Below are 26,504 nucleotides of genomic sequence, written 5' to 3'. Positions count from 1 at the left end.
GCTGGTGCCCGCAAACGCAGAACCCGCGCGAAAGGCCTGTACATGCCCGGCATTTACCCCGATATCACCGCTGCTTTCGGAAACACCCCCCTGGTGCGTCTGAATCGCGTCACCGAAGGCGTCGGCGCCGAGGTGTTCGCGAAGCTCGAGTTCTACAACCCCGGTTCGAGCGTCAAGGACCGCCTCGGAATCGCGATCGTCGACGCCGCAGAGGCGTCTGGCGCGCTGCAGCCGGGCGGAACCATCGTCGAAGGCACGAGCGGCAACACCGGCATCGCGCTCGCGCTCGTCGGCGCAGCACGCGGCTACAACGTCATCCTGACGATGCCGTCCTCGATGTCGGTCGAGCGCCGCCTGCTGCTGAAGGCCTTCGGTGCGACCCTCGTGCTCACCGATCCCGCCGGCGGCATGAAGGCGGCGGTGGCCGAGGCCGCGCGCATCGTCTCCGAGACCCCGGGCGCGATTCTCGCGAAGCAGTTCGAGAACGAGGCGAACCGCGAGATCCACCGCAAGACCACCGCCGAAGAGATCTGGCGCGACACCGACGGCGAGGTCGACATCTTCGTCGCCGGCGTCGGCACCGGCGGCACCATCACGGGCGTCGGACAGGTACTCAAGGAGCGCAAGCCCGGTGTTCGCGTCGTGGCGGTCGAGCCGAGCGCGTCGCCCCTGCTGTCGACCGGCACCGCCGGCCCGGCGAAGATCCAGGGCATCGGCCCGAACTTCGTCCCGCCGATCCTCGACACGACCGTGTACGACGAGGTCGTCACCGTCGAGTTCGAGGACGCCCTGTCGACCGCGCGCGACCTCGCCGCGAAGGAGGGCGTGCTCGTCGGCATCTCGAGCGGCGCCGCCGTGTGGGCGGCCCTCCAGGTGGCCGCACGCCCCGAGAACGCCGGCAAGAAGATCGTCGTCGTCACCCCAGACACCGGTGAGCGCTACCTGTCGACTGCACTGTTCGAGGATCTGCGCGAAGATTGACCCACGACGACGGCGCGACGACGACCCGTTCGGGCGCCGTCGCGCCGTCGTTTTTCGCGCGATCCGCACTCCTGTGGTCCGCATCGCGCACCGTCTGAACCGAGGGAGCATTCGTGCCCGGCATCCATCCCGACATCACCACCGCGTTCGGCGACACCCCTCTGGTGCGGTTGAACACCATCACCGAGGGAGTCGGGGCGGAGGTTCTCGCCAAGCTGGAGTTCTACAATCCGGGCTCGAGCGTCAAGGACCGGCTCGGCTACGCGCTCGTGGATGCCGCGGAGGCGGCGGGCGAGCTGCCCCCCGGGGGCACGATCGTCGAGTCCACGAGCGGCAACACCGGCATCGCCCTCGCGCTCATCGGTGCCGCGCGCGGCTACCGCGTGATCCTCACGATGCCGGCCTCGATGTCGAAGGAGCGCCGGACGCTGCTGAAGGCGTACGGAGCCGAACTGGTCCTCACCGATCCGTACAAGGGGATGACAGAGGCCGTCGAGGCGGCGAAGCGCATCGTCGAAGAGACGCCCGGCGCGATCCTCGCCCGTCAGTTCGAGCACGAGGCGAATGCGGCGATACACCGCACGACCACCGCCGAGGAGATCTGGCGCGACACCGACGGGCACGTCGACTACTTCGTCGCAGGCTCCGGCACGGGCGGCACCATCACCGGCGTCGGACAGGTGCTGAAGCAGCGCAACCCCGATGTGAAGATCGTGGTGGTCGAGCCCAAGGACTCCCCCATGCTCTCCGAGGGCCGCGCCGGCGGTCATCGCATCCAGGGAATCGGCCCGAACTTCGTGCCGGATGTGCTCGATCGCTCGGTCATCGACGAGATCTTCGACGTCGAGTTCGACGACGCGATCCGCGTGGCCCGAGAACTCGCCACCCGCGAGGGCATCCTCGCCGGAATGTCGGCGGGCGCCGCGGTGTGGGCCGCGCTGGAGGTGGCCGCGCGCCCCGAAGCCGCCGGCAAGCGCATCGTCGTGATCGTGCCCGACTCGGGCGAGCGCTACCTGTCCACAGCCCTCTACGCGCACCTGCGCGAGCCCGCCGCCGACGAGAGCGTGGTTCAGAAGTGAGCGAGCGGATCGGCGTGATCGCCCGCGTGCGCGAGGACATCGCCGCGGCGAAGCTCCGCGACCCCGCCGCTCGCAGCGGCATCGAGATCGCCGTGCTGTACCCCGGCATTCACGCGATCTGGGCGCATCGCGTCTGGCACGCGCTGTGGGTGCGCCGCGTACGCTTCATCGCCCGTGCCGGGTCGCAGATCACCCGCTGGATCACCGGCATCGAGATCCATCCGGGCGCCACGATCGGTCGTCGATTCTTCATCGACCACGGCATGGGCGTGGTGATCGGCGAGACCGCCGAGGTGGGCGACGACGTCATGCTCTACCACGGGGTCACCCTCGGCGGTCGTCAGCGCGAAGGCGGGAAGCGGCATCCGACGATCGAGGACGGCGTCGCCGTCGGCGCGGGGGCCAAGATCCTCGGCCCGATCCGAATCGGTGCGGGCTCGGTGGTCGGCGCGAATGCCGTGGTGACCAGGGATGCCCCCGCCGACAGCGTTCTCGTCGGCGTCCCCGCGAAGCCTCGTGCCCGCCGCACCGGCGAAGAGACCCGCGCTCTACTCACGACGCCCGAGTACCACATTTGACGCGGTTCGCATCAATGCGAGCGAAGCCCGCGTTGATGCGAACCGGGTCAAGGTTGAGTAGGCGAGGAACGAGCCGTATCGAAACCTCCGCTCGACGAGTGACGAATGCTGCGGCATCCGTCACGATTACGAACCTCGGCGCTCCTGCACCCGCTTCTTGATGAAGAGCGGTGGCAGCAGCCAGGTCGCGAGCGCCGTCACGAGCCACACCACGAGCGTGCCGAGGATCCACGCGAGGGGACCGTCGATGCCGATGCCGGCCGCCGGGATGAGGACGGCGATCAGCAGTGCGACGAACGTCGAGATGAGCCCGATACCGCCGATGAGCGCATTCGCGTGGCGTCGCGTCACCTTGAGCAGCCAGGGCGCGAGAATGCTCTGCAGCACGGCGAAGATGACGACGGCGAGCACGATCCCCCACCAGTCGTCCCAGTGCAGGTAGAAGCCCGGCAGGATCAGGTTGGCGACGATGAGGCCGAGCGCCGCCGACGCGACGAAGATCAGGGCGCGGATGAAGAACGTGATCACGCTCGAAGCCTAGCGGTGGCCCTGAGCCGTGCTTCGCGGCCGCACCCTCTGCGCGCCAGTCAGTCGTCGGAGCCGAGGGCGGCCAGCCGCGCCTCTTCATCGGCCCGGATCGCCGACTCGACGATCGGCTCGAGAGCGCCGTCCATGACCTGGTCGAGGTTGTACGCCTTGTAGCCGGTGCGGTGATCCGCGATCCGGTTCTCAGGGAAGTTGTACGTGCGGATGCGCTCCGAGCGGTCCATCCCACGGATCTGCGATCGGCGCGCGTCGGATGCCGCGGCATCCCGCTCCTCCTGCTGCCGGGCGAGCAGGCGCGCACGCAGCACGCGCATGCCGGCCTCGCGGTTCTGCAGCTGCGACTTCTCGTTCTGCATCGACACCACGATGCCCGTGGGAACGTGCGTGATGCGCACGGCGGAGTCGGTCGTGTTGACCGACTGCCCTCCGGGGCCCGACGAGCGGAAGACGTCGATCTTGAGGTCGTTCTGATCGATCTGGATCTCTTCGGGCTCATCGACCTCGGGAAAGACCAGCACACCCGTCGTGGACGTATGGATGCGGCCCTGGGACTCCGTCGCCGGCACACGCTGCACGCGGTGCACGCCGCCCTCGTACTTGAGGTGCGCCCACACGCCCTGCGCGGGATCGGAACTGGAGCCCTTGATCGCTACCTGGACGTCCTTGTAGCCGCCGAGGTCGGACTCGTTGCGCTCGAGAAGCTCGGTCTTCCAGCCCTTCGACGCGGCGTACTGCAGGTACATCCGCAACAGATCGGCGGCGAACAGAGCCGACTCGGCGCCGCCCTCGCCCTGCTTGATCTCCATGATCACGTCGCGGGCGTCATCCGGGTCGCGCGGGATCAGCAGGCGCCGCAGTCGCTCCTGCGCATCGGAGAGCTTCTCCTCGAGCACGGGAACCTCTTCGGCGAAGGCATCGTCCTCGCGCGCGAGTTCGCGGGCGGCGATGAGATCTTCGGATGCCGCGGCCCAGTCCTCGTACGCCTTCACGATCCTCGACAGCTCGGCATAGCGCCGGTTCACCCGCTTGGCGCGCGCAGCGTCTGCGTGCACGGCCGGATCGGAGAGCTCCGTCTGGACGGCGGAGTGCTCTTCGATCAGGCCGCGCACCGAATCGAACATCGCGAGTTCGGACACGTGGGTCTTCCCTGCTATCTCGCTGAGAGGAGGATCAGCGGATGCTGTTGTCGTTCGCGTGGCTGTGACCGCCGGCGTGCCCGTTGGCCGGTGCCGGGATCGACTTCTGCATCTGCACGAGGAACTCGACGTTCGACTGGGTCTCCTTGAGCTTGCCGAGCACGACCTCGAGGCCCTGCTGAGGGTCGAGGCCGGCCAGCGCGCGACGGAGCTTCCAGGTGATCTTCACCTCGTCGGCCGAGAGCAGCATCTCTTCGCGGCGGGTGCTCGACGCGTTCACGTCGACGGCCGGGAAGATGCGCTTGTCGGCGAGCTGGCGCGACAGGCGCAGTTCGCTGTTGCCTGTGCCCTTGAACTCCTCGAAGATCACGTCGTCCATCTTGGAGCCGGTCTCGACGAGCGCCGTGGCGAGGATGGTGAGCGATCCACCGTTCTCGATGTTGCGCGCTGCACCGAAGAAACGCTTCGGCGGGTACAGCGCCGACGCGTCGACTCCACCGGTGAGCACGCGGCCCGAGGTGGGCGCCGAGATGTTGTAGGCGCGGCCGAGGCGGGTGATCGAGTCGAGCAGCACGACGACGTCGCGGCCGAGCTCAACCAGGCGCTTGGCGCGCTCGATGGCGAGCTCGGCGACCGTGGTGTGGTCTTCGGCGGGGCGATCGAACGTCGACGCGATGACCTCGCCCTTGACGGTGCGCTGCATGTCGGTGACCTCTTCGGGACGCTCGTCGACGAGCACGACCATGAGGTGGACCTCGGGGTTGTTGATCGAGATGGCGTTCGCGATCTGCTGCAGCACGATCGTCTTGCCCGCCTTGGGGGGCGCGACGATGAGGCCACGCTGGCCCTTTCCGATCGGTGCCACGAGATCGATGATGCGCTGCGTGAGCTTCTCGGGCGCGGTCTCGAGCCGCAGGCGCTCCTGCGGGTAGAGCGGCGTGAGCTTGCCGAACTCGACGCGGGTCGCGGCATCTTCGACCGACAGGCCGTTGATGGCGTCGACCTTGACCAGCGCGTTGTACTTCTGGCGGCTGGACTGCTCGCCGTCACGCGGCTGCTTGATCGCACCGACCACCGCGTCGCCCTTGCGCAGGTTGTACTTCTTGACCTGGCCGAGCGAGACGTAGACGTCGCTCGTGCCGGGCAGGTAGCCGGTCGTACGGACGAACGCGTAGTTGTCGAGGACGTCGAGGATGCCCGCGATCGGGATCAGGACGTCGTCCTCGCCGATCTCGGTGTCGAACTCGTCACCGGTGGTCGGCTGGCCGCGGCGCTTGTTGCGCTGGCGGCCGCGTCCACCGGCCTGCTGGTCGTCGTCGGCGTCGGGCCTGGCAGCCTCGGCCGCAGGGGCCTGAGAGCCCTGGGCGTTCTGCCCCTGGGCGTTCGCGGCTCCCTGGGCGTTCGGCGCAGCCCCCTGAGAGGAGGTCTGTGCCCCCTGTGCGTTCTGCGTGCCCTGCGCGTTCTGACCACGGTTGCGGCTGCGGCTGCGGCTGCGGCTGCGGCTGCGCGACGGCGTCTCGCTGCCGTCTGCCTCGCCCGCAGCCTGATCGCCCGATTCCGACTCCGCACCCGACTCGGCGGGCGCGTCGGTCGTCGTCGCCTCGGCGGGCGCGTCGTTAGCTGCGGCCTCGACGGCGTCGGCGGATGCCGCAACCTCGGGCTCGGCGGCGGGCACGGCTTCGACGGCTGCTTCTGCCGGCGTCTCGGCTGCCGATTCTGCCGCGGTCTCAGGTGCGGCTTCGGCCGGCGCCTCGACGGCGGGCTCGGCCGGGGCCTCGACCACCGGAGCGTCGGTGCTCTTCGCACGACGAGGTGCGCGCTTGCGGGGCGCTCTCACCGGCGGCGCCTTCACGGGCGGTGCTTCTTCGACGACCTCGGCCACGGCCTCGACGACCGCAGGCTCGGCGAGAGCCTCCGCGGCCTCAGCCACGGCCTCTTCGGCGACGACCTCGGCCACGGCGGCCTCGACGACAGCCTCTTCGGCGACGGCCTCGGCTTCAGCGGCCTCAGCCACTGCCTCTTCAGCGACGACCTCGGCAACGACGGCCTCGACGACAGCCTCTTCGGCGATAGCCTCGGCGGACTCGGCCGCTTCGGTGGTGACGATGTCGACGTTCTCGGCCGCGTCGGGCGCGTCCGCGCGCTCGTCGGTCGGAACGTCAGTGTGGATCTCGGAGATGGACTCCACGAGTGCTCCCTTGTGATTGTGCTCGGCGCACGGCACGCGCTGCTCGGCAGACGCCTGCCCGACCCTTCGACAAACTCAGATCCGTGTGCGGAGTGAATTACCCGCGAGGAATCTCAGAGACTGTCGGCAGGAGGGGGGCCGTGCGGTGGTTTCGCAGATTTGCGACGGAGGCCAGATTCACGTATTACGTGGAACCCTCCGCGTACTCCTTCACTGTACCACCCTTGAAGTCGACGGCCAGCATGAGCGTCTCCCACGGGGTGTCGGTCACCGTCGCCACGAGAGCGGCGGCCTCCAGCCGTCGACCAGGTCCGTCAGCCAGGACCAGCACGCTCGGCCCTGCTCCCGAGACGACTGCGGCGAAGCCCTTCGCGCGCAGCGCCCGGACGAGCCTGTCGGTCTCGGGCATCGCGCTCGCGCGGTAGTTCTGGTGCAGCTTGTCTTCGGTCGCTGCCTGCAACAGCTCGGGGCTCTGCGTGAGCGCCGCGATGAGCAGCGCCGACCGCGAGACGTTGAACACGGCATCTTCGCGGGGCACCTGCAGCGGCTGCAGGCTGCGGGCGAGTTCGGTCGACATCGTGAACTCGGGCACGAGCACGAGCGGCGACACCCCGCGGTGCACCAGCAGCTTCTTGTGCTGCGGACCGCCCTCGTCGACCCACGCGATGGTGAGGCCGCCGAAGAGGGCAGGCGCGACGTTGTCGGGGTGTCCTTCGAGCTCGGTCGCCAGGCGCAGCAACGCATCCGGGCCGAACTCCACCTCGCCCTCGAGCAGTCCCTTCGCGGCGAGCAGGCCTGCCACCACCGCAGCCCCTGAGGAGCCGAGACCGCGTCCGTGCGGGATCACGTTCGTCGCGACGAGCCGGAGCCCCGGCATCCGTCGTCCCACCGCTTCGTACGCGTACGCAATGGCACGCACGACCAGGTGGGAGGCATCGCGGGGCACGTCCTCGGCGCCCTGCCCGTACACCTCGATCTCGAGTTCGCCCTCACCGAGGGACGTCACCTCGAGTTCGTCGTAGACGCTCAGAGCGAGGCCCAGCGTGTCGAACCCCGGTCCGAGGTTCGCACTCGTCGCCGGAACGCGGACGACGACACGACGCCCCGGCTCCGGAGCGACGGCTGCGTTCACGCGGTCGCCTCGACCGGGGCCAGCTCCAGCACCGACGCCACTTCACTCGTCGTGGCGTCGACGATGGTCGGCTCGACCTGCGTGCCGTCCGCGTTGCGCAGTGCCCACTGGGGATCCTTCAAGCCGTGTCCGGTGACCGTGAGGACCACGCGTGCGCCCTTGGGCACGACGCCCGCCTCGACCCGATCGAGAAGGCCCGCGACGCTGATCGCGGATGCCGGCTCGACGAAGATCCCGACCTCACCGGCCAGGAGCTTCTGCGCCGCGAGGATGCGGTCGTCCTCGATGGCGCCGAACCAGCCGTCCGTCGCGTCGCGCGCCTGGAGCGCGAGGTCCCACGATGCCGGGTTGCCGATGCGGATCGCGCTGGCCACCGTCTCGGGGTTCTTCACGACCTCACCGCGGACGAGCGGCGCGGAACCGGCGGCCTGGAAGCCGAACATGCGCGGCACCCGGGTCGAGACCCCGCCGTCGGCCTCCTCGCGGTAGCCCCGCGAGTACGCCGTGTAATTGCCGGCGTTGCCCACCGGGATGAAGTGGAAGTCGGGGGCATCGCCCAACTGCTCGACGACCTCGTAGGCCGCCGTCTTCTGACCGTCGATGCGGTCGGGGTTCACGGAGTTCACGAGATGCACCGGATAGTGGTCGGCCAGCTCGCGCGCGATCTCGAGGCAGTCGTCGAAGTTGCCGCGCACCTGGATGAGCCGCCCGTTGTGGGCGACCGCCTGGCTGAGCTTGCCCATCGCGATCTTTCCTTCGGGCACGAGCACGGCCGCGGTGATGCCGGCGTGCGCGGCGTACGCCGCGGCCGAGGCCGAGGTGTTGCCGGTCGACGCGCAGATCACGGCTTTCGCCCCGTGCTCGATCGCCCGCGACACCGCGACGGTCATGCCGCGGTCCTTGAACGAGCCGGTCGGGTTCATGCCCTCGAACTTGACCCAGACATCGGTGCCGGTGAGGCGCGACAGTGCCGGGGCGGGCAGGAGCGGCGTGCCGCCCTCGCCGAGGGTGACGACGGTCGATGCGTCGGTGACGCCCAGTCGATCCGCATACTCGCGCAGGACTCCGCGCCAGACGTGTGCTGCCATGTCAGTCAGTCTCCTTCCACACGCAGGACCGAGACGACGCGCTCGACGACGCCGCTCGCGGCGAGACGGTCGACCGTCTCGCTGAGGTCCTGCTCCAAAGCCTTGTGCGTGCCGATCACCAGGCGCGCCACGCCACTGCCGTCGGCGCCGTCGCCGACCACGGTCTGCTCGAGCGTCGCGATCGAGACGCGACCCTCGCTGAGAATGCCGGCCACCGTCGCGAGGACGCCCGGTCGATCATCGACCTCGAGCGTGATCTGGTAGCGCGTGGTGACGCGGCCCACCGGCACGATCGGGAGGTTCGCGAGCGTGGACTCGCCGACGCCGACGCCTCCGGCGATATGCCGGCGTGCGGCCGAGACGACGTCGCCCAGCACCGCGGATGCCGTCTGCACGCCACCGGCGCCCGCGCCGTAGAACATCAGATTGCCGGCAGCCTCCGCCTGCACGAACACCGCGTTGTTGGCGCCGTGGACGCTCGCCAGCGGGTGCGCGCGGTCGATGAGTGCGGGGTACACCCGCACCGAGATCGATTCGCCGTCGTCGCCGCTCAGACGCTCGCACACGGCGAGCAGTTTGATGACGTACCCGGCGTGGCGCGCGGCATCCATCGTCGACTTGTCGATGCCGGTGATGCCTTCGCGGTGGACGGTGTCGAGCGGCACGGTGGTGTGGAACGCGAGGCTCGCGAGGATCGCGGCCTTCTGCGCGGCGTCGTAGCCCTCCACGTCGGCGGTCGGGTCGGCCTCGGCATAGCCGAGGCGCTGCGCGTCGGCGAGCACATCGGCGAACTCGGCGCCCTCGGTGTCCATGCGGTCCAGGATGTAGTTCGTCGTGCCGTTGACGATGCCCATGATCCGCTGCACGCGGTCGCCCGCGAGCGAGTCGCGCAGGGGCCGGATAATCGGAATCGCGCCCGCCGCCGCCGCCTCGTAGTAGACCTCGGCACCCACCTGATCGGCCGCGTCGAAGAGTTCGGGGCCGTGCGTCGCGAGAAGCGCCTTGTTCGCCGTCACGACATCGGCACCCGAGTTGATCGCCTGCAGCAGATATGTGCGGGCCGGCTCGATGCCGCCCATCAGCTCGATCACGATGTCGGAGCCCACGATGAGGGCGTCGGCATCGGTGGTCAGCAGTTCACGCGGCAGTTCGGCGTCGCGCGGCGCATCGACGTCGCGCACCGCGATGCCGACGAGTTCGAGCCGGGCGCCGGCACGGTCGGCCAGTTCGTCCGCGTGCTGACGCAAGAGCGAGGCGACCTGCGAGCCGACGGATCCGGCTCCCAGCAGCGCGACCCGGAGGCGGCGGTAGTCGGTCATGCGATCCCTTCGGTCGGTGGCGCGGCGAGCACGCGCTCGCCGTGGGCGGGTGAGAGGCCGGCGTCGCGCGCAAGCAGATCGTCGATCGTCTCGCCGCGCACGATGACGCGCGCCTCTCCCCCGCGCAGCGCCACGACGGGCGGGCGCGGGACGTAGTTGTAGTTGCTCGCGAGAGAGAAGCAGTACGCGCCCGTCGCGGGCACCGCGAGCAGATCGCCCGGAGCGATGTCGGAGGGGAGGTATTCGGCATCCACCACCACGTCGCCCGACTCGCAGTGCTTGCCGACGACGCGCACGAGCGTCGGGTCGGCGTCACTGGCCCGCGAGGCGATGCGCGCCGAGAATTCCGCGCCGTACAGGGCGGGACGGGCGTTATCGCTCATGCCGCCGTCGACGCTCACGTACAGGCGCGTGGCACCGCCGTCGAGCGCGACGGGCTTGGTCGTGCCGACCTCGTACAGCGTCACTCCGGCGCGGCCCACGATGGCCCGCCCCGGCTCGAAGGCGAGGTTCGGCATCGGGATGCCGCGCACTTCGCACTGCCGCGCCACGGCGTCTGCGATGCCCAGCGCGAGCTGCTCGATCGGGGTCGGATCGTCGACCGAGGTGTAGGCGATGCCGAAGCCGCCGCCCAGATTGAGGACCGGCAGCTCGCCGCCTTCGCGCAGCTGGGCATGCAGTTCGACCAGCCGCGCGGCGGACTCCTCGAATCCGGCGGTGCCGAAGATCTGCGAGCCGATGTGGCAGTGCAGGCCGACGAACTCGAGGCCGGAAAGCTCTCGGATCCGCGCGACGGCGGCCGGCGCGTCGGTCAGCGTGAAGCCGAACTTCTGGTCCTCGTGCGCCGTCGCGAGGAAATCATGGGTCTCGGCGTGCACGCCGCTGTTGACGCGCAGCAGCACGGACTGCGAGGTGCCGCGCCGCTCGACGATCGCGGCGAGGCGCTCGATCTCGATGAGGCTGTCGATGACGATGGAGCCGACACCGACCTCGACCGCGCGCTCGAGCTCGGCCACGGACTTGTTGTTGCCGTGGAAGCCGAGGCGTGCCGGATCGGCACCCGCGGCGAGCGCGACCGCGAGCTCGCCCCCGGAGCAGACATCGACGGCGAGACCCTCTTCGGTCACCCAGCGCACGACCTCGGCGCTGAGGAACGCCTTGCCCGCGTAGTAGACGCGGGCCTGCGCTCCATGGAGGGCGGCGGCGGCGCGGAAAGCGTCCAGCGTGCGTCGCGCCTGACTGCGCACCTCGTCCTCGTCAAGGACCCACAGCGGGGTTCCGAAGCGCTCGTGAAGCAGCGTCGCGGGAATGCCGCCGAACTGCAGCACGCCGTCTTCGGCGCGGGCGGCGCCGGCCGGCCACACGGCGGGTGCGAGCGCGTTCGCATCGTCGGGCTCGTCCAGCCACGCCGGGGCCACGGTGCGAAGGTGCGGGTCGGCGGACACGGGTGGACCAATCAGTGGGAGCTTCGACGCTGAGCCGTCCCCAGACCGGAACGACTCGGATGATCTCGATATGCGCGGGGCGTGTGATCTCGATCAGGCGGTCGCGAACCGGAGGGGTCACGCGCCGCGCGGTCCTTGCAGTCTAGGGCACCGGGCTCGGGCAGCCCGCGCCGTGTGACACACGCCCGCGTCGTGTGACGAACGGCGGCATCGCTACTACTCGCAGGTGCCGTTCGCCTGCAGCGCAGGATCCGACACGATGCCGCCGGCGACGTCGAACGTGGCAACGAGCTCGTCGCCGTCGACCTCGACGCCGGCCAGGGTGAGTCCTGCCGGGATGTACTGCGCGATACACACGCGCCAATCCTGCAGCACCGCCTCGGCGATCACGCCGAACTGGTCGCGCACGGTGGCGGCGCTCACCTCGGCTCCGCCCAGTTGCAGCGACGCCGGCGTCAGGACGAGGTCGCCCTCGTCGGCGGAAGGGGTGAGTGCCACGCCGATCGGGACCGAGACGCCGAAGAGCTGGAGCTCGGGCGTCATCGTGACGTTCGGCGCGTCCAGCGCGAGCGTGTCGACCGGGAAGCCCTCCACACGCGACATGAGCGTACGCAGCTGCTCCTGGTCGAGGGCGACGACACCGGTTGCCCCGCTCATCTCGGCGTCGCCGCGGATCGGCACGTCGTGCGCGACGACGGTCACGTCGCCCTCGAGGTCGCCGACGGCGACGTCGTCGGACGAGATCGTGAGCTGACCGAAGCTTCCGCCGATCAGCTGCGGGATGACGGCCCCATCGATCTCGACCTCGATCTGCTGGTCGTCCGGCAGCGACAGCTCGGTCTTCACCTCGTCGGTGATCACGTTCGTCACGATCTGGCGGGCGATCGCCTCGGCCGCGAACCACGCCACGACGGCGAGCACCAGCACGATGCCGAATGCGACGAACCACGGCCAGATCCGCCGCTTCGGCGCCTCGGCGTGCTCCCAGTCCGGCAGCGGCTCGGTCGGCTGCGTGTCGCGTGTGGTCACCAGGTCACATCCGTTCCGGCGCGCCGACGCCGAGCAGGTCCAGCCCGTTGCGCAGCACCTGCCCTGTTGCGTCGTTCAGCCACAGCCGCGTGCGGTGCACGCCTTGGACGGGCTCGTCTCCCAGGGGGATGACCCGGCAGTTGTCGTACCAGCGGTGGTAGAGCCCGGCGAGCTCCTCGAGGTAGCGCGCGACGCGGTGCGGCTCGCGCACCTCGGCGGCGAATGCGACGATGCGCGGGAACTCCTGCAGGGCTCCCAGCAGCGCGGACTCGGTCTCGTGGGTGAGCAGCTCCGGCGCGAACTCCGAGCGATCGACGCCCGACGCCGCGGCATTGCGCGCGACGTTGTGGGTGCGCGCGTGCGCGTACTGGACGTAGAAGACCGGGTTGTCGTTCGTGCGCTTGCGCAGGATCTCGGGGTCGAGCGTCAGCGGCGAGTCGGCCGGATACCGCGCCAGCGAATAGCGCAGCGCGTCGGTGCCGATCCACTCGCGCAGGTCGTCGAGCTCGATGATGTTGCCGGCGCGTTTGCTCAGCCGCGCGCCGTTGATGGAGACGAGCTGTCCGATGAGCACCTCGATGTCCTTGTCGGGGTCATCGCCCGCCGCACCCGCGAGCGCCTTCAGCCGATGGACGTAGCCGTGGTGATCGGCGCCGAGCAGGTAGACCTTGTGGGCGAACCCGCGGTCCCCCTTGTTGAGGTAGTACGCGGCGTCGGCGGCGAAGTAGGTGTATTCGCCGTTGGAACGGCGGATGACGCGATCCTTGTCGTCGCCGAAGTCGGTCGTGCGCACCCATACAGCGCCGTCCTCGTCGAACACGTGGCCCTGTTCACGGAGGCGGTCCACCGCCTCGTCTACGAGGCTCGGCCCGCCGTCCGCGGGCTTCGCGTGGAGCGTGCGCTCCGAGAACCACACGTCGAAGTGCACATTGAACTTCTCGAGCGAGGACTGCAGCTCGCCCAGCTGGAACTCGTACGCGAGATCGCGAGCGGTCGTGAGCTGGTCGGTCTCGGGGAGTTCGAGCAGATCAGGACGCGCGGCCATCACACGGCGTGCGAGCTCCGCGATGTACGACCCGGCGTAGCCGCCCTCCGGCGTCGGCTCCCCCTTGGCCGCGGCGAGCACCGACTGGGCGAACCGCTCCATCTGCGCGCCGGCGTCGTTGATGTAGAACTCGCGCACGAGCGTCGCACCGCTGGCCAGCAGCAGTCGGGCCATCGAGTCGCCGAGCGCCGCCCACCGGGTGTGGCCGATGTGCATGGGTCCGGTCGGGTTCGCCGAGACGAACTCGAGGTTGATGGTGTTGCCCCGCTGGGCGTCGTTCGTGCCGAAGGCGGCACCGGCCTCGACGATCGTCTTCGCGAGGGCGCCGGCCGCCGCGGCATCCAGTCGGATGTTGATGAACCCGGGTCCGGCGACCTCGACACCGGCGACGCCGTCGACCTCGGCGAGGCCCGTCGCGATCTCGGCGGCGAACTCGCGCGGGTTCCCGCCGACCGCCTTGGCGAGCTTCAGTGCGGCGTTGGACGCCCAGTCCCCGTGGTCGCGGTTCTTCGGGCGGTCCAGCGGCAGGTCCGCGACGGTGAGCCCGTCGGCCGAGCCGGGGCGTCGCGCCTCGGCGAGCGGGACGATGACGGCGAGGAGGGCGGCGGCGAGGGCATCGGGATTCATAGCCCGATAAGTCTAGTTCGCGGGTCGAGCCGCCCGTTCAGCAGGCGGTTCGGCGTACTCACGAGGCGGGGCGGTCGCGGCCGGTCACGCGAGCTGGACCAGGGCGGTGAAGTCGTCGGTGGACGGATCGGATGCCTCGGGGCGGGTGGGCACGACTCCCGTAAGCGTGTCGCGCCCGTCGAGGGTCGCGGCATCGGGCTCGAAGGCGTCGGGAACGACCCAGGCGTCCACGCGGAGTCGAGTGAGTCCGACGAAGCCGCCGTGGTAGCTGAGGAATGCGCAGTCGGACGCATCGCGACCGGTCGCGATGCGCACGAGCGAACGGCGGTTCGCCAGCCGAGTGGCGTCGATGACGTACCAGGCGCCGTCGAGGTACGCCTCGGCGACGGCATGGAAATCCATGGGCTGCAGGCCCGGCGCGTAGCACGCGGCGTAGCGGGCCGGCATGTCCATCGCGCGCAGCAGCGCGATGACCACGTGCGCGTAGTCACGGCAGACACCCTGACCTGTCATGAGAGTGGTCACCGCGCTGTCGGTGCCGTGGCTGAGCCCGGGCGTGTAGGTGGTGCTGGTCGCGACGAATTCCGAGACCGCCGCGATGAGCTCGTGACCCGAGACGCCCTTGAACTGACGGCGGGCCTGCTGGAAGACCTCGTCGGACTGGCAGTACCGGCTCGGGCGAAGATACGTGATCGCCTCGAGGTCGCTCGTGCGGCTGCTGGCGGCGTGACCTTCGACGGTCGCCTCGTAGCGCACTTCGAGGTTTCCGGCCTCGCCGGTGAGGCGGTGCAGACGGCTTCCGGACTGGTCGACGATCTCGGTCGGCGTGTACACGCGATCGCCCTGTGTGAACGTCAGCTGCTCGCTAGAAACAGGCACGGACTGGGCCGCCGCGATCTGGAAGATGAGGTCGACGGACGCCCCCAGTTCGAGGTCCATTTCGGCGGTCACGATGCGTTGCACCGAAGTATCCTCGCATGCCCGACGGGGTGCTTCGTGCGCGCGTGCGCGGACGCGGATCCGGCGCCGTTCATCGCCGGCGGCAACCTCAGGATCGACACCATGTTTCCGCACGTTCCCGCCCCGTGGATCGAACCCGTCACGACGTGACCTACCCTCGATTCATGTCCGTGCCCGTCGAGCCCCGCGCGCGGCCGCGCCGGCGTCGCAGACTCGGTCTCGCGGCCTTGTGCGCCGCACTCGCCGTCGTCGCGGTGTGCGCCGTGTGCGCAGTCGCGCTGCTGCGCCCCTGGGGCACGGCATCGGAGGCAACGGCGCCGGTCGCGATCGCCGCCGAGGGCGATGCTGTCGTCGTGGGCGCCGCTCCCGCGGCGCTCGTGCTTCCCGACGACGCCCGCGTGCTCGTCTTCGGCGACTCATGGGTGTACGGCTCTGCGGCGATCGCTCCCACGCTCGGCTTCGCCTATCGCCTCGCCGACGAACTCGGTGTCGAGACCATCGTCGACGGCGTCCGCGGCAGCGGCTACCTCAAGCCCGGCATCGACGGCCCGTCGTACGGGGAGCGCATCGAGGCGCTGGATCCGGCCCTCGAACCCGACGTGATCCTCCTCGAGGGGTCGATCAACGACCGCCTCCTCTACCCGGACGGGTATCAGGACGCTGTCGCCGCCGCGTGGGATGCGCTGGCCGCGCGGTATCCCGACGCCGTCATCGTGATCCTGGGGCCTGCCCCGCAGGTGCTCCCCGTCGAGAGCGCGACCCGCGCCATCGATGCGGATCTGCGGGACCTCGCCGCGGCCCGCGGCTGGTGGTACGTCTCGCCCATCGGCGAGGAATGGATCACCGTGGCGAACTACCTGGACGTGATCGACACCAGCGCGACAGGGCGCGACCACCCGTCCACGGCGGGCCATGCCTACCTCGCCTCCCGCGTCGCCGAGGCGGTACGACGCCTGAGCGAGCAGCCGGAGGTCGTCGCCGACGCGCCGCTCGAGGACGAGGTCATCGCACCGTGAGGTGACGGGCCACCCCGGTCCGGGTGGTAATCTCGATCGGCACGCCTCCGTAGCTCAGGGGATAGAGCGTTGGTTTCCGGTACCAAAGGTCGCTGGTTCGATTCCAGTCGGGGGCACCAATCGGGACAAGGGATCGCGGGTCTTCAGGACCCGCGATCCCTTTCTCGTGACGACACCGCGACAACACGTGTCAGCCACGCAGCGGTAAGGGGTTCACCGCCCCGTAGATGTGCAAGGCGCCGGCTCCGCCGGCGAAGTACCCGTCAAGGTCCGGGATGCCGAGGACGGGCACGACGCTCACATCGACCTCGGGAACCGCGTCGAACATGGCGTTCAACGCGCCTGGCGCCTTCTCGTCGCTCATTCTGGCCGCTGTGCTCACGCGGGCGAGTTGCGAGTGCGCGGCGTAGACGGTGTCCGCGGGGCTCACGTAGTCGGCGTACGCGCAGATCACACCGGCGATCTCGCCGCTCTGCGGGGTGCCGGCACCGGGCGCCGCGCCCAGCGCGTACTGTCCGTCGCAGTTGAACGCCCACCCTCCTGCCCGTGCCGCAACGGATGGCGGGTGCAACTGCATCCCGCACGACGGGACGATGTGCAGGTCGATGCCGTCGGCCCGCTCTGGCCAAGGATTGAGATCGATGCTCTTGCGCAGCCGACGATCCGTGTGATCGAGACAGATCTCCACCGCAACGTTCGCTGGAGCGGCGACTCCGACCCGGAATATCGCCTTCGAGTCGTGCGCTTCCGTCTTGAAGTCGCCTCCTGAGAGGTCGAGAACGGGGTATGCGGTCATCTGCTCGGTGATGACGGGCGCATTCGTCACATCCCACAGGAGGAAGTCCTCGTTCGAGTCGTAGTACTTCTCCGTTGTGAGGACTGTCGTGTCGAACCCGTCGAGAACACCGTTCAGCTCGCCACCGCTGAGGATCAGTGCGCGGTTGCGCACCTCCACGTTCGGATAGGCGTGGCAGTTCTTGACGAAGTCGACGATCATGTCGAGGATCACCAGGCTGAGCGGTCCTGACGTCGCGCGCCAGCTCTGCCCGAGCGCCGTCACGACATCGTTGCGTGCCCTCGTCGACGACGCAGCGAAAACGGCCTCGATGTCGTCGACCCGGGTGGTGATGACGGATCCGAACACGAACAGGAAGTGCGGGTAGTCCCGCACCGGGAACGCTGCCTGAAGCGCGGTGAGGATCGTAACGGCCGGGTCCTCTTCTTCACGACTGAACACGTACGGGCCCAACGTGCCGTGCCAATAGAACTCCGGCGCGACGAAGACGGTGAGCACCGTCGGATCGGCCTCGGCCGGGAGCGCCCGGACCGCGGAATCCACGGCATTCTTGAGCTGGCGCACGCGGGCGTCGATATCGGTGGATGTGTCGGGATTCGCCCGGTAGGTGCCCGCCACCGAGCCGGTGCCGTTCGGATCACCGACCGCGATCATCTCGGCGGGCGTCGTCGGAATGGCATAGCCGACGAAACGCACCTTCTGGTACCCCGGGAGCTGGCTCATGGCGTGATGCTGCCTCCATCCGGCGAACCGGTCGCGCTGGCCACGAACTCCCCTAATGGGTGAAGGAGGATTTGAGGCCTTCCGTCGGCATGGGTGATTCGAGGAGGTCGAGGTAGTCGACGGCCTCTTTGATGTCCGAGATGAGTGATTCGGCGAGGTTGCGGCTGAGTCCGTTGCGGACCACGATGCGTTGGACGGTGAGGTCGGAGATGTCGTCCGGCATGGGGTAGGCCGGGATCAGCCAGCCCTTCAGCCGGAGCCGCTCGGACAGGTGGTAGAGGTTCCACTTGTCGGTGTGCCCCTTGGTCAGCTGCCATGCGAACACAGGGATGTCGGAGCCGTCGTTCCAGAGTTCGAAGGCGTCCATCTTGCCGATCTCGCCGGAGAGGTAGAGGGCGACGTCCTGGGATGCCTTCTGCACTTTGTAGTAGCCGTCGAAGCCGAGGCGGAGGAACAGGTAGTACTGCAGCAGCACTTGCGCACCCGGGCGGGAGAAGTTCAGGGCGAAGGAGGGCATGTGGCCGCCGAGGTAGGTGACGTCGAAGACGAGGTCGGCGGGCAGATCGGCGACGGTGCGCCACACCACCCAGCCGAGGCCGGGGTAGACGAGTCCGTACTTGTGGGCCGATGTGCTGATCGACGCTACCCGCTCGACACGGAAGTCCCATTCCAGCGTCGGCTGCAGGAAGGGCGCGATCATGCCGCCGGACGCGCCGTCGACGTGGATCGGGATGTCGAGCCCGGTGTCGGCCTGGATCTTGTCGAGCGCCTTGGCGATCTCGGCGACCGGCTCGTACATGCCGGTGTAGGTGACGCCCATGATCGCCACGACGCCGATGGTGTTCTCGTCGACGTACTTCTCGAGTTCGAACCCGTCGAGCACCTTGTGCTCGTCGGAGATCGGCACGTAGCGCGCTTCGACGTCCCAGTAGTTGCAGAACTTCTCCCAGCACACCTGCACGGCGCTGGAGAGGATCAGGTTCGGCTTCTCGGTCGACTTGCCGGCCGCCCGACGCGCCAGCTGCCATCGCCGCTTGAGTGCCAGGCCGCCGAGCATGCAAGCTTCGGACGACCCGATCGTCGACGTGCCGATCGACCCCTCGGCGTCCGGCGAGTTCCACAGCGACGCGATCATCTTCCAGCAGCGGGTCTCGATGGCCGCCGTCTGCGGGTACTCGTCCTTGTCGACCATGTTCTTGTCGGCCGTTTCGGAGTACAGCTTGTCGGCGAACGGATCCATCCAGGTGCCGACGAAGGTCGCGAGGTTCAGCCGCGAGTTCCCGTCGAGCATCGCCTCGTCGTGCACGACCTGATAGGCCGTCTCGGGCAGCGACTCTCCGGGCGGGAGGACGTTCAGCGGGAAGTCGGTGGCTTCGCCGGCACGGGCGAAAAGAGGGTTGAGCTGATTCTGATCGCCGATCCCCGTGAATGCGTTGGGCGATTCGCCCGGCTTCAGCACCTTCGTCTTCTCCTGCGAAACGGTCATCTGTGCGACTCCTACCCCTGTTGGAATGCCCGGGCCGGTGATGACCGGGCGAAGGCTCACGAGCGAGGGCGTGAACGGGCCTATAGTCCTCCCACTTCCAGGTGGCGGCAATGCACCTCCCGAAGATCACCTTTGAAAGGTGAGTCAGATCGAGGCCCGGGAAAGGTCGCCCCTCGCTGCTTTCCGGGCGGCGCCGGGCGACGCGTCCGCCTCACTCGTCCGCGGTGCTCAGCGCCGCGACGGCGGGCCCTTCGAGCACCTGCCCCCCGGGGGTGAAGCGCGAGCCGTGCAGCGGACAGTCCCAGCTGCATTCGGCATCGTTCCAGGTCAGGATGCCGCCCAGATGCGTGCATACTCCCGACAGTCGCCGCGTGACACCGCCGGTCGTCGATTCTGCGACCGGGGACATCCCTCGGCGTGCGATGCGCCCCGAGCCCTCGGCGGGAGGATCCGTCGTGGATTGGCCGACGCCGCTGCGCACCCAGTCCGCGAGAAGGTGACCGCCGACGCTGGTGTTCGCCTGAATCGTCTCGCCGATGTCGGCAAGCCCCGCGTGGTGCGCGTCGAGGGTCGCCGCCCACGGCTCCTCGCTGCCGACGATCCTGCCCGCGATCCGCATCGCCGATGCGACGGCGTTCGTCATCCCCCATTTGCCGTAGCCGGTGGCCGCATAGATGTGCCCACCGCTTCGAGGCAGGAGCCCGGCGAACGGCAGGTGGGTGACACTGCGATAGTCCTGTGCCGCCCACCAGGTGCGCCGGCGGGCGGCGGGCCAGTTCGAGAGCGCCCAGTCGTCCACTTCCGCCAGCAGGCGGCCGGTGTGCTCGGCGCGGCCGGTGATGTGCGCACCCCCGCCGATCGTCAGCACCCGGATGCCGTCCACATCGTCGCAGCGGAGGGATCGCGAGGGCTCGTCGACGGAGAGGAACATTCCTCGGGGCGACGGCGCGCCGGCCGGCAGATCGTACGCGACGACGAACGAGCGCGACGGTACGAGCCGGGCGAACAGCAGTCCGCGATCGAGGACGGATGCCCCGGCGGCGAGAACGAGCGTCGCGGCGCGGATGTCGCCCCGCTCCGTCTTCACGACGACGCCGTGGTCTTCGACCGCGACATCGGTCATGCGACACCCCGTGACGATGGGGACGCCCTGCGCGCGCAGACGACGCGCGAGCTCGGCGAGGACTCTCAGCGGGTGGAGGCGGAACTGCGCCTCCAGCCGCAGTGCGGCCTCGATCTCGAACGGAACGCCGAGCTCATCGCGTGCGGGCTGCGCAAGGCGCTCGACCGGGAGCCCCGCGCTCTGCGCGGCCGCGAACTCCGCATCGAGGGTCTTCACGCCCGCGGGCGTCGTGGCGTACGTGACGGCGCTCTCTTCGGCGACGGCACCCGCGATCCCCTGCATCTCGCGGCAGAGCCACTCCTGCCCCGCCCGGTTGGACTCCACATAGGCTCGCAGCGCCTCGTCGCCCGCGTGCTCGCGCACGTGTGCGAGCACGTCGCCCTGCAGCAGGCTGAGCTTGCCGGTGGTGTTGCCGGTCGTCACGGCTCCGATCGAACGCGCTTCGACCACGGCGACTCGTACTCCGGCGCTCTGGAGCATCGTCGCCGCGGCGAGTCCGGTCAGTCCGGCCCCCGCAACCACGACCGTGGTGCCGCCGGGAGGAGCAGAGGCATCATCGGGGATCGGCGGCGCCGTCTCTGCCCACAAAGATCGCATGTCGCAGCTCCTCGCCGCTGGAATCGCGCGCGACCGTTGTCGCGGCATCCCGAGCATGCGTCGAGCAGCACCGTCGATGCGACCCCGTTGACACCGGGGCGCGGCGCCGGTATCAGCCGCACCGGTCTCGTGCACGCGGGGCGGAGGAGAGGAGACGCCACGACCGCCGGGGCTGCCGAACGGCCCCGGCGATCGTGTGACGCAGGCTACGGGAGAACGATCTCGAAGTCCGGGTCGCCCTGGTCGAGGACACCGAGCAGCTGCGTGAGCACGCCGCGATCACCCCGGATCGCGATGCCGTCCGATTCGAGATCCCCGCCGGCGAGCTGGATCAGCCGCTGCTTGGTCAGCGTCAGCTGCAGCGGAGTGGTTGCAGCAGGCTCCCGCTCGACATAGATGAAGACGCCGTTGCGCAGCGTCAGCGAGAAGCTGCGCTCGAGATCGGTCAGCGTCACATCGATCGCCAGCTCAAGGCTCCACGCCTCGGGCCCGTTCACGCGGATCGCGATCGCGTCGAAGAGCTGCTCCGGCGTGAGGTGCGCGATGATGCGCGGCGCGGCCGTCACCGTGGGCGTGCCGAAGTTGCCCTCGCGCAGCTCCGTCGCTCCCGAGAGGAAGAAGTTGCGCCATGTGCCGTTCTCGGTACCGTAGGCGAGCTGCTCGAGGGTGTCGGCGTAGAGGGTGCGCGCGGCCGCATGTTCGGAGTCGGTGAAGACCGCGTGGTCCAGCAGTGTCACCGCCCAGCGGTAGTCGCCCGAATCGAACGCTTCCTGAGCGAGCTCCACGACACGGTCGATGCCCCCGATCGCGGCGACGTAGCGCTCGGCGATCGCCTGCGGCGGGTGCGGCCACAGCCGTGCCGGGTTGCCGTCGAACCAGCCCATGTAGCGCTGGTAGATCGCCTTGACGTTGTGACTCACGGATCCGTAGTAGCCATGGGTGCTCCAGGCGTTCTCCAGCGCCGGCGGCATCTGGATGATCTCTGCGATCTCCGCCCCGTTGAGGCCCTGGTTGAGCAGGCGGAGGGTCTGGTCGTGCAGGTACGCGTACAGATCGCGCTGGATGCCCAGGAACTCACGGATCTCGGCACCGCCCCACGTCGGCCAGTGGTGCGAGGCGAAGACGACATCGGTTCTGTCGCCGTAGCGCTCGATGGCCTCGGTGAGGTACTGCGACCAGATGTGCGGGTCGCGCACGAGCGCGCCGCGCAGCGTCAGCAGGTTGTGCAGCGTGTGCGTCGCGTTCTCTGCCATGCAGAGGGCACGGTAGCGCGGGAGGTAGAAGTGCATCTCGGACGGCGCCTCGGTACCGGGCGCCATCTGGAACTCGAACTCCACGCCGTCGATGGTGTGCATCTCGCCGGTCTCGCGGATCTCGAGAGTCGGAGTCAGGATCGTCGGCTCACCGGTCGAGGTCGTCTGGCCGAGGCCCGCTCCGACCTGCCCCTGAGGACCGCGGTCCAGGCGTGCGCCGTACATGTATCCCGCACGACGCGCCATCGCCGTACCGGCGTAGACGTTCTCGGCCACCGAGTGCTCGAGGAATCCCTCGGGTGCGATGATCTGCACCGACCCCGTCTCGACCTGGTCCGGGCTCACGATGCCGAGCACGCCGCCGAAGTGGTCGATGTGGCTGTGCGAGTGGATCACCGCGTGGATCTGCCGGTCACCCCGGTGCGTGCGGTACAGCGCATACGCCGCGGCCGCCGTCTCCTTGGAGATCAGCGGGTCCACGACGATGACACCGGTGTCGCCCTCGATGAAGGACATCACGGAGAGATCCAGGCCGCGCACCTGGTACAGGCCCGGCACGACCTCGAACAGCCCGTGCTTGGCGACCAGCTTCGACTGCCGCCACAGGCTCGGGTGCACTGATTCGGGCGCGTCGCCGTCGATGAAGTCGTACGTCGACGCATCCCACACCACCTCGCCCGCATCATTGCGGATCGCAGGATCGTCGAGCGTGCCGAGGAACCCCCGCTCGACCGCCGCGAAGTCGTCCACGTCGTCGAAGGGCAGCGATTCCGTGAGAGCCGCGTGAGCCTCGCGAACCGATGATTCCGGTTCCCTCTGTTGCATGTGCTGGTTCCTTTCCATCGATCGAGCGATAGCCCGATCAGTCTTTCGGGCCGTCCGCGCCGTCCGCAAGCGCGGCGATGGCGGCGCGATTCGTCTCGAAGAGGGGCTGACCGGACAGCAGCCCGAGCTTCTCCAGCCGGGCGGTGGCCTGGGGCCGGACACGGCTGAACGCCAGATCCACCTTGCGATCGCGCAGCCAATCCTCGAGCGATGCGAACGCCTCGGCTCCGGTGACATCGATGTCGGTGACCGCTTCCATGTCGATGACGACGTGCGACACGGGCGCGTTCGCCGCGGTCACGGCATTCTTGACGGCTGTGGTGAAGACGGCGCCGTTCGCGAAGAACAGCGGGGCCGCCAGACGGATCACGATGACCCCCGGCGCAGTCGTCGTGCCGGCCGGGGCTTCGTCCAGGAGCGACTCCTGCGGGTCACCGCCGGCCTCGAGCACGTCGATCGCCGGGTTTGCCGCGCGCTTGGCGAGGTTGATCAGCGCGAGGACGAACGCGACGAGGATGCCGGGGATCGCCCCGATGAACAGCGTCACCAGGAAGCACGCCGCGCCGACGGCGAATTCGAACCGGTCCTGGCGCCAGAGATCGCGGAATTCGCGGATGCCGAGCAGCGGCAGGATGGCGACGCCCACCACGGCGCCGATGGCCGGCGACGGGATGTCGGCGAGCAGCGCGGTGCCGAAGAGCAGGAGGAGCAGCGTGCCGACGGCGAGGACGAGCGAGGGCAGCTGGGTGCGCGAGCCGGCCTGGTCCATTGCAGCGGTGCGCGACGTGGACGACCCCACCGAGAAGCTCCCCTGCGCTCCTGCCGCGATGTTGGCGACGCCGAACGCCATCAGGTCGCGGTTGGCGTGGAACGGGTAGTGGCGCTTCTCGGAGTACGAGCGTGAGACCAGCAGGCCTTCGGCGGTCGTGACGAGCGTCAGCGCGATCGCCGAGGGGACGAGAGCGAGCCACATCGTCCAGTCGATGACCGGCCAGGTGAGTGCTGGGGGCCCGGCCGGGACGGCTCCCAGCACGTCGACGCCGTAGTCGTCGAGGCCGACCACGACGACCAGCACCGTCGTCACGACCAGCACGACGAGCGCCCACGGCACCGCGGCGAGCAGCCGGCGCCCGATCAGGAGGATGGCGACGGAACCGGCCGAGATGAGCAGCGACCACCCGTTGAAGGTGTCGATGTTCGTGACGAGCCCCGTGACCTTGTCGAGGAACTCGCCCCCGGAGTCGATCTTGACGCCGAGCATCTTCGCGATCTGGCTCACCATGATGTCGAGCGCGAGACCGCCGACGAACCCGATGAGGATGGGCTTGGAGAGGAAGTTCGCGAGGAACCCCAGCTTGAACACCGACAGCAGCACGAGCATCACGCCGCAGATGATCGCCTGCGCGAGGGCGAGTGTCGCGTAGTTCGCGCTTCCGGCGGCAGCGAGGCCACCGATCGACGACGCCACGAGGGCGGCGGCCGCAGCATCGGGCGACGCGACGACCTGGCGCGACGACACCACGAGGGCGTACACGATGGTCGGAACGATCAAGGCGTACAGGCCCGCCGTCGCCGGCAGGCCCGCGATCTGCGCGTACCCGATGTTGAGCGGGATCGCGATCGCGAGCAGGGTGACGCCGGCGGTGAGCTCCGTGGCGAGGGTGCGCGTGGTCAATCCTGCGAGCGGTCGCGGCATTCCGGCTCCTGGGAGATCTGAGGGATGGGACGGCGCTCACGCGGTGCGCACACGTTCACCCTGGCAGATGCGCTGCCCTCGACACGCCGACGCCCCGGTCCGAAAGGATCGCGAGCGGCGTGCCGATCGCCCCGGCGCCGAGGCACCGGGGCGATCGTCCGTCACTCGACGCGCGAAGCGCCGAGCCGACGGGTCTCAGTCCGTGAAGCGGTCGCGCAGCGCGTCCAGATCGACGCCCGCACCGAACGTGCGGATCTGCACACGCGCATCCGTCACGCTCGACGCGTCACGTGCGAACGTCGCGACCGCGCTGGCCACGGCATCCGAATTCAGATCCAGCGCCTCGACGTTCACGTTCCCCTTCAACTCGTACCCCTGCTCGAGCAGGTCGTACAGCGCCTCATCGTGTCCTGCGCCGGTGAGGTTGTCGCACGGGGCGTGATAGCACGGGTCATACGCCGCGCCGGCGACGCCGCCGTAGAGGACGGCTTCCTCTTCGGTCTTGACGCCTTCGGCGCCGGTGAACAGGCCGCCCGCCGGGATCCCGATCGCGATGAACGGACCGTAGTCGCTGCGACCTGAGAACTCGGTGTCCTGGAACGGTTCGCCCCGGTCCGCGTAGAAGGCCTCGAACACGTCCTCGATCTCGGCCGATCCGGCTGGAATGAAGCCGTCGGGTGCCGTGCCGCTCGAGTTGTCGCCGTCATAGACGCCGGTGAAGTAGTTCGGCGACCCGATCATGTCGAAATTGACGTAGAGGGCGATCGCCGCCGACTGCTCCGGGGTGAGGTTGGCGACATAGTGCTCCGACCCGAGCAGACCGCTCTCCTCGGCACCCCACCAGGCGAACCGGACGGTGTTGTTCGCCGACTTCTTGACCTTCTTCATCTGGATGGCCGTCTCCAGCAGGGCCGCGCTCCCCGATCCGTTGTCGTTGATGCCCGCCCCGTCCTGGACGCTGTCCAGGTGCGCGCCGGCCATCACCACGTTCGCGTCGTCGCCGCGAGGAGTCTCGGCCAGCACGTTGTAGGTGGTCCGAGTCTCCTCGTCGTAGTCGACGGTGACGGTCACGGTCGCTCCGGGGGTGGACGCCAGGTCCTCTCCCGTGGCCGACGTCGCGAACACGGCCGGGATGCTGAGCCCGGTCGCGTCGCCGATCATGCCGACGAGTCCGGAGCGGTCGGGCTGCCCCTCGTTCATGACGACGACCGCGCCGGCACCGGCCGTCTGCGCATTGAGGACCTTGACCGCGAACCCGCAGGTGCCGCGCTGGACGAGGGCGATGCCGCCTACGGGAAAGCCCGCGAAGTCGGCGGCTTCGCAGCCGCTGCTGTTGCTGTTGGCCGGGAGGTCTGCCGCGGGAACCACGATGTCGACCGGAGTCAGCGGTCCGGTCGCGGTGCCCTCGGGGCTGCCGGTGTCGAAGTTGTTGCGCGTGAAGTCCGAATCCTGCACGTAGCTCGTCGGGTTCGGGGAGACGCGCTCCAGCACGTTGCGCTCTTCGAAGTACGGGAAGTCGAACGCCTGTACTTCGGGCTGGTAGCCGGCCTTGCGCAGTTCGCGCACGACATAGTCGACCGATCCCTGGTAGCCGGATCGACCGGCCGCGCGGTCGCCGTTGCGGTCGGCCACGCGCTGCAGCGCCTCGAGGTGGGTGAGAACCGCCTTGACCTTCACCTCTTTGGCGATCCGGGAACCCGGATCGTCGTCGTGCGGCGGATTCGCGTAAGCGGGTCCGGCGATCGCGAGCGTGCCTGCGAGGGTCGCGGCGATCGCCGCGGCCCACACGTGCCTGGATTTCATCGGCATGGTGTGCCTTTCCGCCGACGACGTCGG

At 69.0% G+C, this 26,504-nt stretch carries 20 protein-coding genes and 1 tRNA gene; 5 read left to right on the top strand and 16 right to left on the bottom strand.

Translation table 11 applies throughout. The features are described from left to right. The first annotated feature begins 42 nt into the window (after window positions 1-42). The 3 genes from cysK (KEC57_RS15195) to epsC all read left to right on the top strand — a co-directional run bounded on the left by cysK (KEC57_RS15195) (window position 43) and on the right by epsC (window position 2,638). A complete protein-coding gene (gene cysK / locus KEC57_RS15195) occupies window positions 43-981 on the top strand; it encodes a cysteine synthase A (protein ID WP_229385529.1) in 939 nt (312 codons plus the stop codon). A 113-nt stretch (window positions 982-1,094) separates the two neighbouring features. Beyond that, a complete protein-coding gene (gene cysK / locus KEC57_RS15190) occupies window positions 1,095-2,060 on the top strand; it encodes a cysteine synthase A (protein ID WP_229385528.1) in 966 nt (321 codons plus the stop codon). Window positions 2,061-2,068: 8 nt separating this feature from the next. Next, entirely contained in the window at window positions 2,069-2,638 is a 570-nt protein-coding gene (epsC, locus tag KEC57_RS15185) for a serine O-acetyltransferase EpsC (protein WP_229385564.1), read from the top strand. A gap of 126 nt (window positions 2,639-2,764) precedes the next feature. Here the strand turns inward: epsC and KEC57_RS15180 are convergent, their stop codons facing one another. The 10 genes from KEC57_RS15180 to KEC57_RS15135 all read right to left on the bottom strand — a co-directional run bounded on the left by KEC57_RS15180 (window position 2,765) and on the right by KEC57_RS15135 (window position 15,156). Continuing rightward, complete coding sequence (locus KEC57_RS15180; protein ID WP_229385527.1) at window positions 2,765-3,166, bottom strand: phage holin family protein; 402 nt, start codon at window positions 3,164-3,166, stop codon at window positions 2,765-2,767. A 59-nt stretch (window positions 3,167-3,225) separates the two neighbouring features. Continuing rightward, window positions 3,226-4,305: a peptide chain release factor 1 gene (prfA, locus tag KEC57_RS15175; protein ID WP_229385563.1), complete on the bottom strand. Its 1,080-nt coding sequence runs from the start codon at window positions 4,303-4,305 to the stop codon at window positions 3,226-3,228. A gap of 49 nt (window positions 4,306-4,354) precedes the next feature. Continuing rightward, the gene (rho, locus tag KEC57_RS15170; RefSeq protein WP_229385526.1) at window positions 4,355-6,508 is read right to left on the bottom strand and encodes a transcription termination factor Rho; all 2,154 of its coding nucleotides are present in this window, start codon (window positions 6,506-6,508) and stop codon (window positions 4,355-4,357) included. 184 nt (window positions 6,509-6,692) lie between these two features. Continuing rightward, on the bottom strand, window positions 6,693-7,640 hold the full coding sequence (gene thrB, locus KEC57_RS15165) for a homoserine kinase (RefSeq protein WP_229385525.1): 948 nt from the start codon (window positions 7,638-7,640) through the stop codon (window positions 6,693-6,695). After that, window positions 7,637-8,728, bottom strand: a complete 1,092-nt coding sequence (gene thrC / locus KEC57_RS15160) for a threonine synthase (RefSeq protein WP_229385524.1) — start codon at window positions 8,726-8,728, stop codon at window positions 7,637-7,639. The genes thrB and thrC overlap by 4 nt, the downstream gene beginning before the upstream one ends. Before the next feature lie 5 nt (window positions 8,729-8,733). Next, window positions 8,734-10,047 (bottom strand): homoserine dehydrogenase, encoded by a 1,314-nt coding sequence (locus tag KEC57_RS15155; RefSeq protein WP_229385523.1) that lies wholly within the window; start codon window positions 10,045-10,047, stop codon window positions 8,734-8,736. Next, complete coding sequence (gene lysA / locus KEC57_RS15150; protein ID WP_229385522.1) at window positions 10,044-11,492, bottom strand: diaminopimelate decarboxylase; 1,449 nt, start codon at window positions 11,490-11,492, stop codon at window positions 10,044-10,046. The genes KEC57_RS15155 and lysA overlap by 4 nt, the downstream gene beginning before the upstream one ends. 216 nt (window positions 11,493-11,708) lie before the next feature. Beyond that, entirely contained in the window at window positions 11,709-12,521 is an 813-nt protein-coding gene (locus tag KEC57_RS15145; RefSeq protein WP_229385521.1) for an LmeA family phospholipid-binding protein, read from the bottom strand. Window positions 12,522-12,525: 4 nt separating this feature from the next. Next, window positions 12,526-14,193, bottom strand: a complete 1,668-nt coding sequence (locus KEC57_RS15140; RefSeq protein WP_229385520.1) for an arginine--tRNA ligase — start codon at window positions 14,191-14,193, stop codon at window positions 12,526-12,528. An 84-nt stretch (window positions 14,194-14,277) separates the two neighbouring features. Beyond that, window positions 14,278-15,156, bottom strand: coding sequence for a transglutaminase-like domain-containing protein (locus tag KEC57_RS15135; protein WP_229385519.1), 879 nt, complete (start codon window positions 15,154-15,156; stop codon window positions 14,278-14,280). Window positions 15,157-15,317: 161 nt separating this feature from the next. Between KEC57_RS15135 and KEC57_RS15130 the strand changes: the two genes are divergently transcribed. Continuing rightward, a complete protein-coding gene (locus KEC57_RS15130; RefSeq protein ID WP_229385518.1) occupies window positions 15,318-16,169 on the top strand; it encodes an SGNH/GDSL hydrolase family protein in 852 nt (283 codons plus the stop codon). Window positions 16,170-16,212: 43 nt separating this feature from the next. Next, window positions 16,213-16,288: transfer RNA gene (locus KEC57_RS15125), tRNA-Arg, on the top strand. A 71-nt stretch (window positions 16,289-16,359) separates the two neighbouring features. Here the strand turns inward: KEC57_RS15125 and KEC57_RS15120 are convergent. The 6 genes from KEC57_RS15120 to KEC57_RS15095 form a co-directional block, all read right to left on the bottom strand. Further along, entirely contained in the window at window positions 16,360-17,688 is a 1,329-nt protein-coding gene (locus tag KEC57_RS15120) for a hypothetical protein (protein ID WP_229385517.1), read from the bottom strand. Window positions 17,689-17,740: 52 nt separating this feature from the next. Beyond that, on the bottom strand, window positions 17,741-19,174 hold the full coding sequence (gad, locus tag KEC57_RS15115; protein ID WP_229385516.1) for a glutamate decarboxylase: 1,434 nt from the start codon (window positions 19,172-19,174) through the stop codon (window positions 17,741-17,743). 211 nt (window positions 19,175-19,385) lie between these two features. Next, the gene (locus KEC57_RS15110; protein ID WP_229385515.1) at window positions 19,386-20,894 is read right to left on the bottom strand and encodes an FAD-dependent oxidoreductase; all 1,509 of its coding nucleotides are present in this window, start codon (window positions 20,892-20,894) and stop codon (window positions 19,386-19,388) included. 206 nt (window positions 20,895-21,100) lie between these two features. Beyond that, a complete protein-coding gene (locus KEC57_RS15105; RefSeq protein ID WP_229385514.1) occupies window positions 21,101-22,972 on the bottom strand; it encodes an alkyl/aryl-sulfatase in 1,872 nt (623 codons plus the stop codon). A 37-nt stretch (window positions 22,973-23,009) separates the two neighbouring features. Further along, window positions 23,010-24,668 (bottom strand): SulP family inorganic anion transporter, encoded by a 1,659-nt coding sequence (locus tag KEC57_RS15100; protein ID WP_229385513.1) that lies wholly within the window; start codon window positions 24,666-24,668, stop codon window positions 23,010-23,012. 195 nt (window positions 24,669-24,863) lie between these two features. Continuing rightward, window positions 24,864-26,477, bottom strand: coding sequence for a M20/M25/M40 family metallo-hydrolase (locus tag KEC57_RS15095; protein WP_229385512.1), 1,614 nt, complete (start codon window positions 26,475-26,477; stop codon window positions 24,864-24,866). Window positions 26,478-26,504: the final 27 nt, after the last annotated feature.

Origin of the sequence: Microbacterium allomyrinae, from assembly GCF_020682705.1 — a bacterium.
Lineage (GTDB): Bacteria > Actinomycetota > Actinomycetes > Actinomycetales > Microbacteriaceae > Microbacterium > Microbacterium allomyrinae.
This window is presented reverse-complemented; position numbering and strand designations above follow the sequence as displayed.

What these genes read in the sequence shown, in the direction of transcription:
- thrC (WP_229385524.1), bottom strand. Translation starts at nt 8,728, where the DNA reads ATGGCAGCACACGTCTGGCGCGGAGTCCTGCGCGAGTATGCGGATCGA.
- KEC57_RS15105 (WP_229385514.1), bottom strand. Translation starts at nt 22,972, where the DNA reads ATGCAACAGAGGGAACCGGAATCATCGGTTCGCGAGGCTCACGCGGCT.
- prfA (WP_229385563.1), bottom strand. Translation starts at nt 4,305, where the DNA reads ATGTTCGATTCGGTGCGCGGCCTGATCGAAGAGCACTCCGCCGTCCAG.
- KEC57_RS15095 (WP_229385512.1), bottom strand. Translation starts at nt 26,477, where the DNA reads ATGCCGATGAAATCCAGGCACGTGTGGGCCGCGGCGATCGCCGCGACC.
- gad (WP_229385516.1), bottom strand. Translation starts at nt 19,174, where the DNA reads ATGACCGTTTCGCAGGAGAAGACGAAGGTGCTGAAGCCGGGCGAATCG.
- KEC57_RS15140 (WP_229385520.1), bottom strand. Translation starts at nt 14,193, where the DNA reads ATGAATCCCGATGCCCTCGCCGCCGCCCTCCTCGCCGTCATCGTCCCG.
- cysK (WP_229385529.1), top strand. Translation starts at nt 43, where the DNA reads ATGCCCGGCATTTACCCCGATATCACCGCTGCTTTCGGAAACACCCCC.
- KEC57_RS15155 (WP_229385523.1), bottom strand. Translation starts at nt 10,047, where the DNA reads ATGACCGACTACCGCCGCCTCCGGGTCGCGCTGCTGGGAGCCGGATCC.
- KEC57_RS15130 (WP_229385518.1), top strand. Translation starts at nt 15,318, where the DNA reads ATGTCCGTGCCCGTCGAGCCCCGCGCGCGGCCGCGCCGGCGTCGCAGA.
- KEC57_RS15110 (WP_229385515.1), bottom strand. Translation starts at nt 20,894, where the DNA reads ATGCGATCTTTGTGGGCAGAGACGGCGCCGCCGATCCCCGATGATGCC.
- KEC57_RS15120 (WP_229385517.1), bottom strand. Translation starts at nt 17,688, where the DNA reads ATGAGCCAGCTCCCGGGGTACCAGAAGGTGCGTTTCGTCGGCTATGCC.
- KEC57_RS15100 (WP_229385513.1), bottom strand. Translation starts at nt 24,668, where the DNA reads ATGCCGCGACCGCTCGCAGGATTGACCACGCGCACCCTCGCCACGGAG.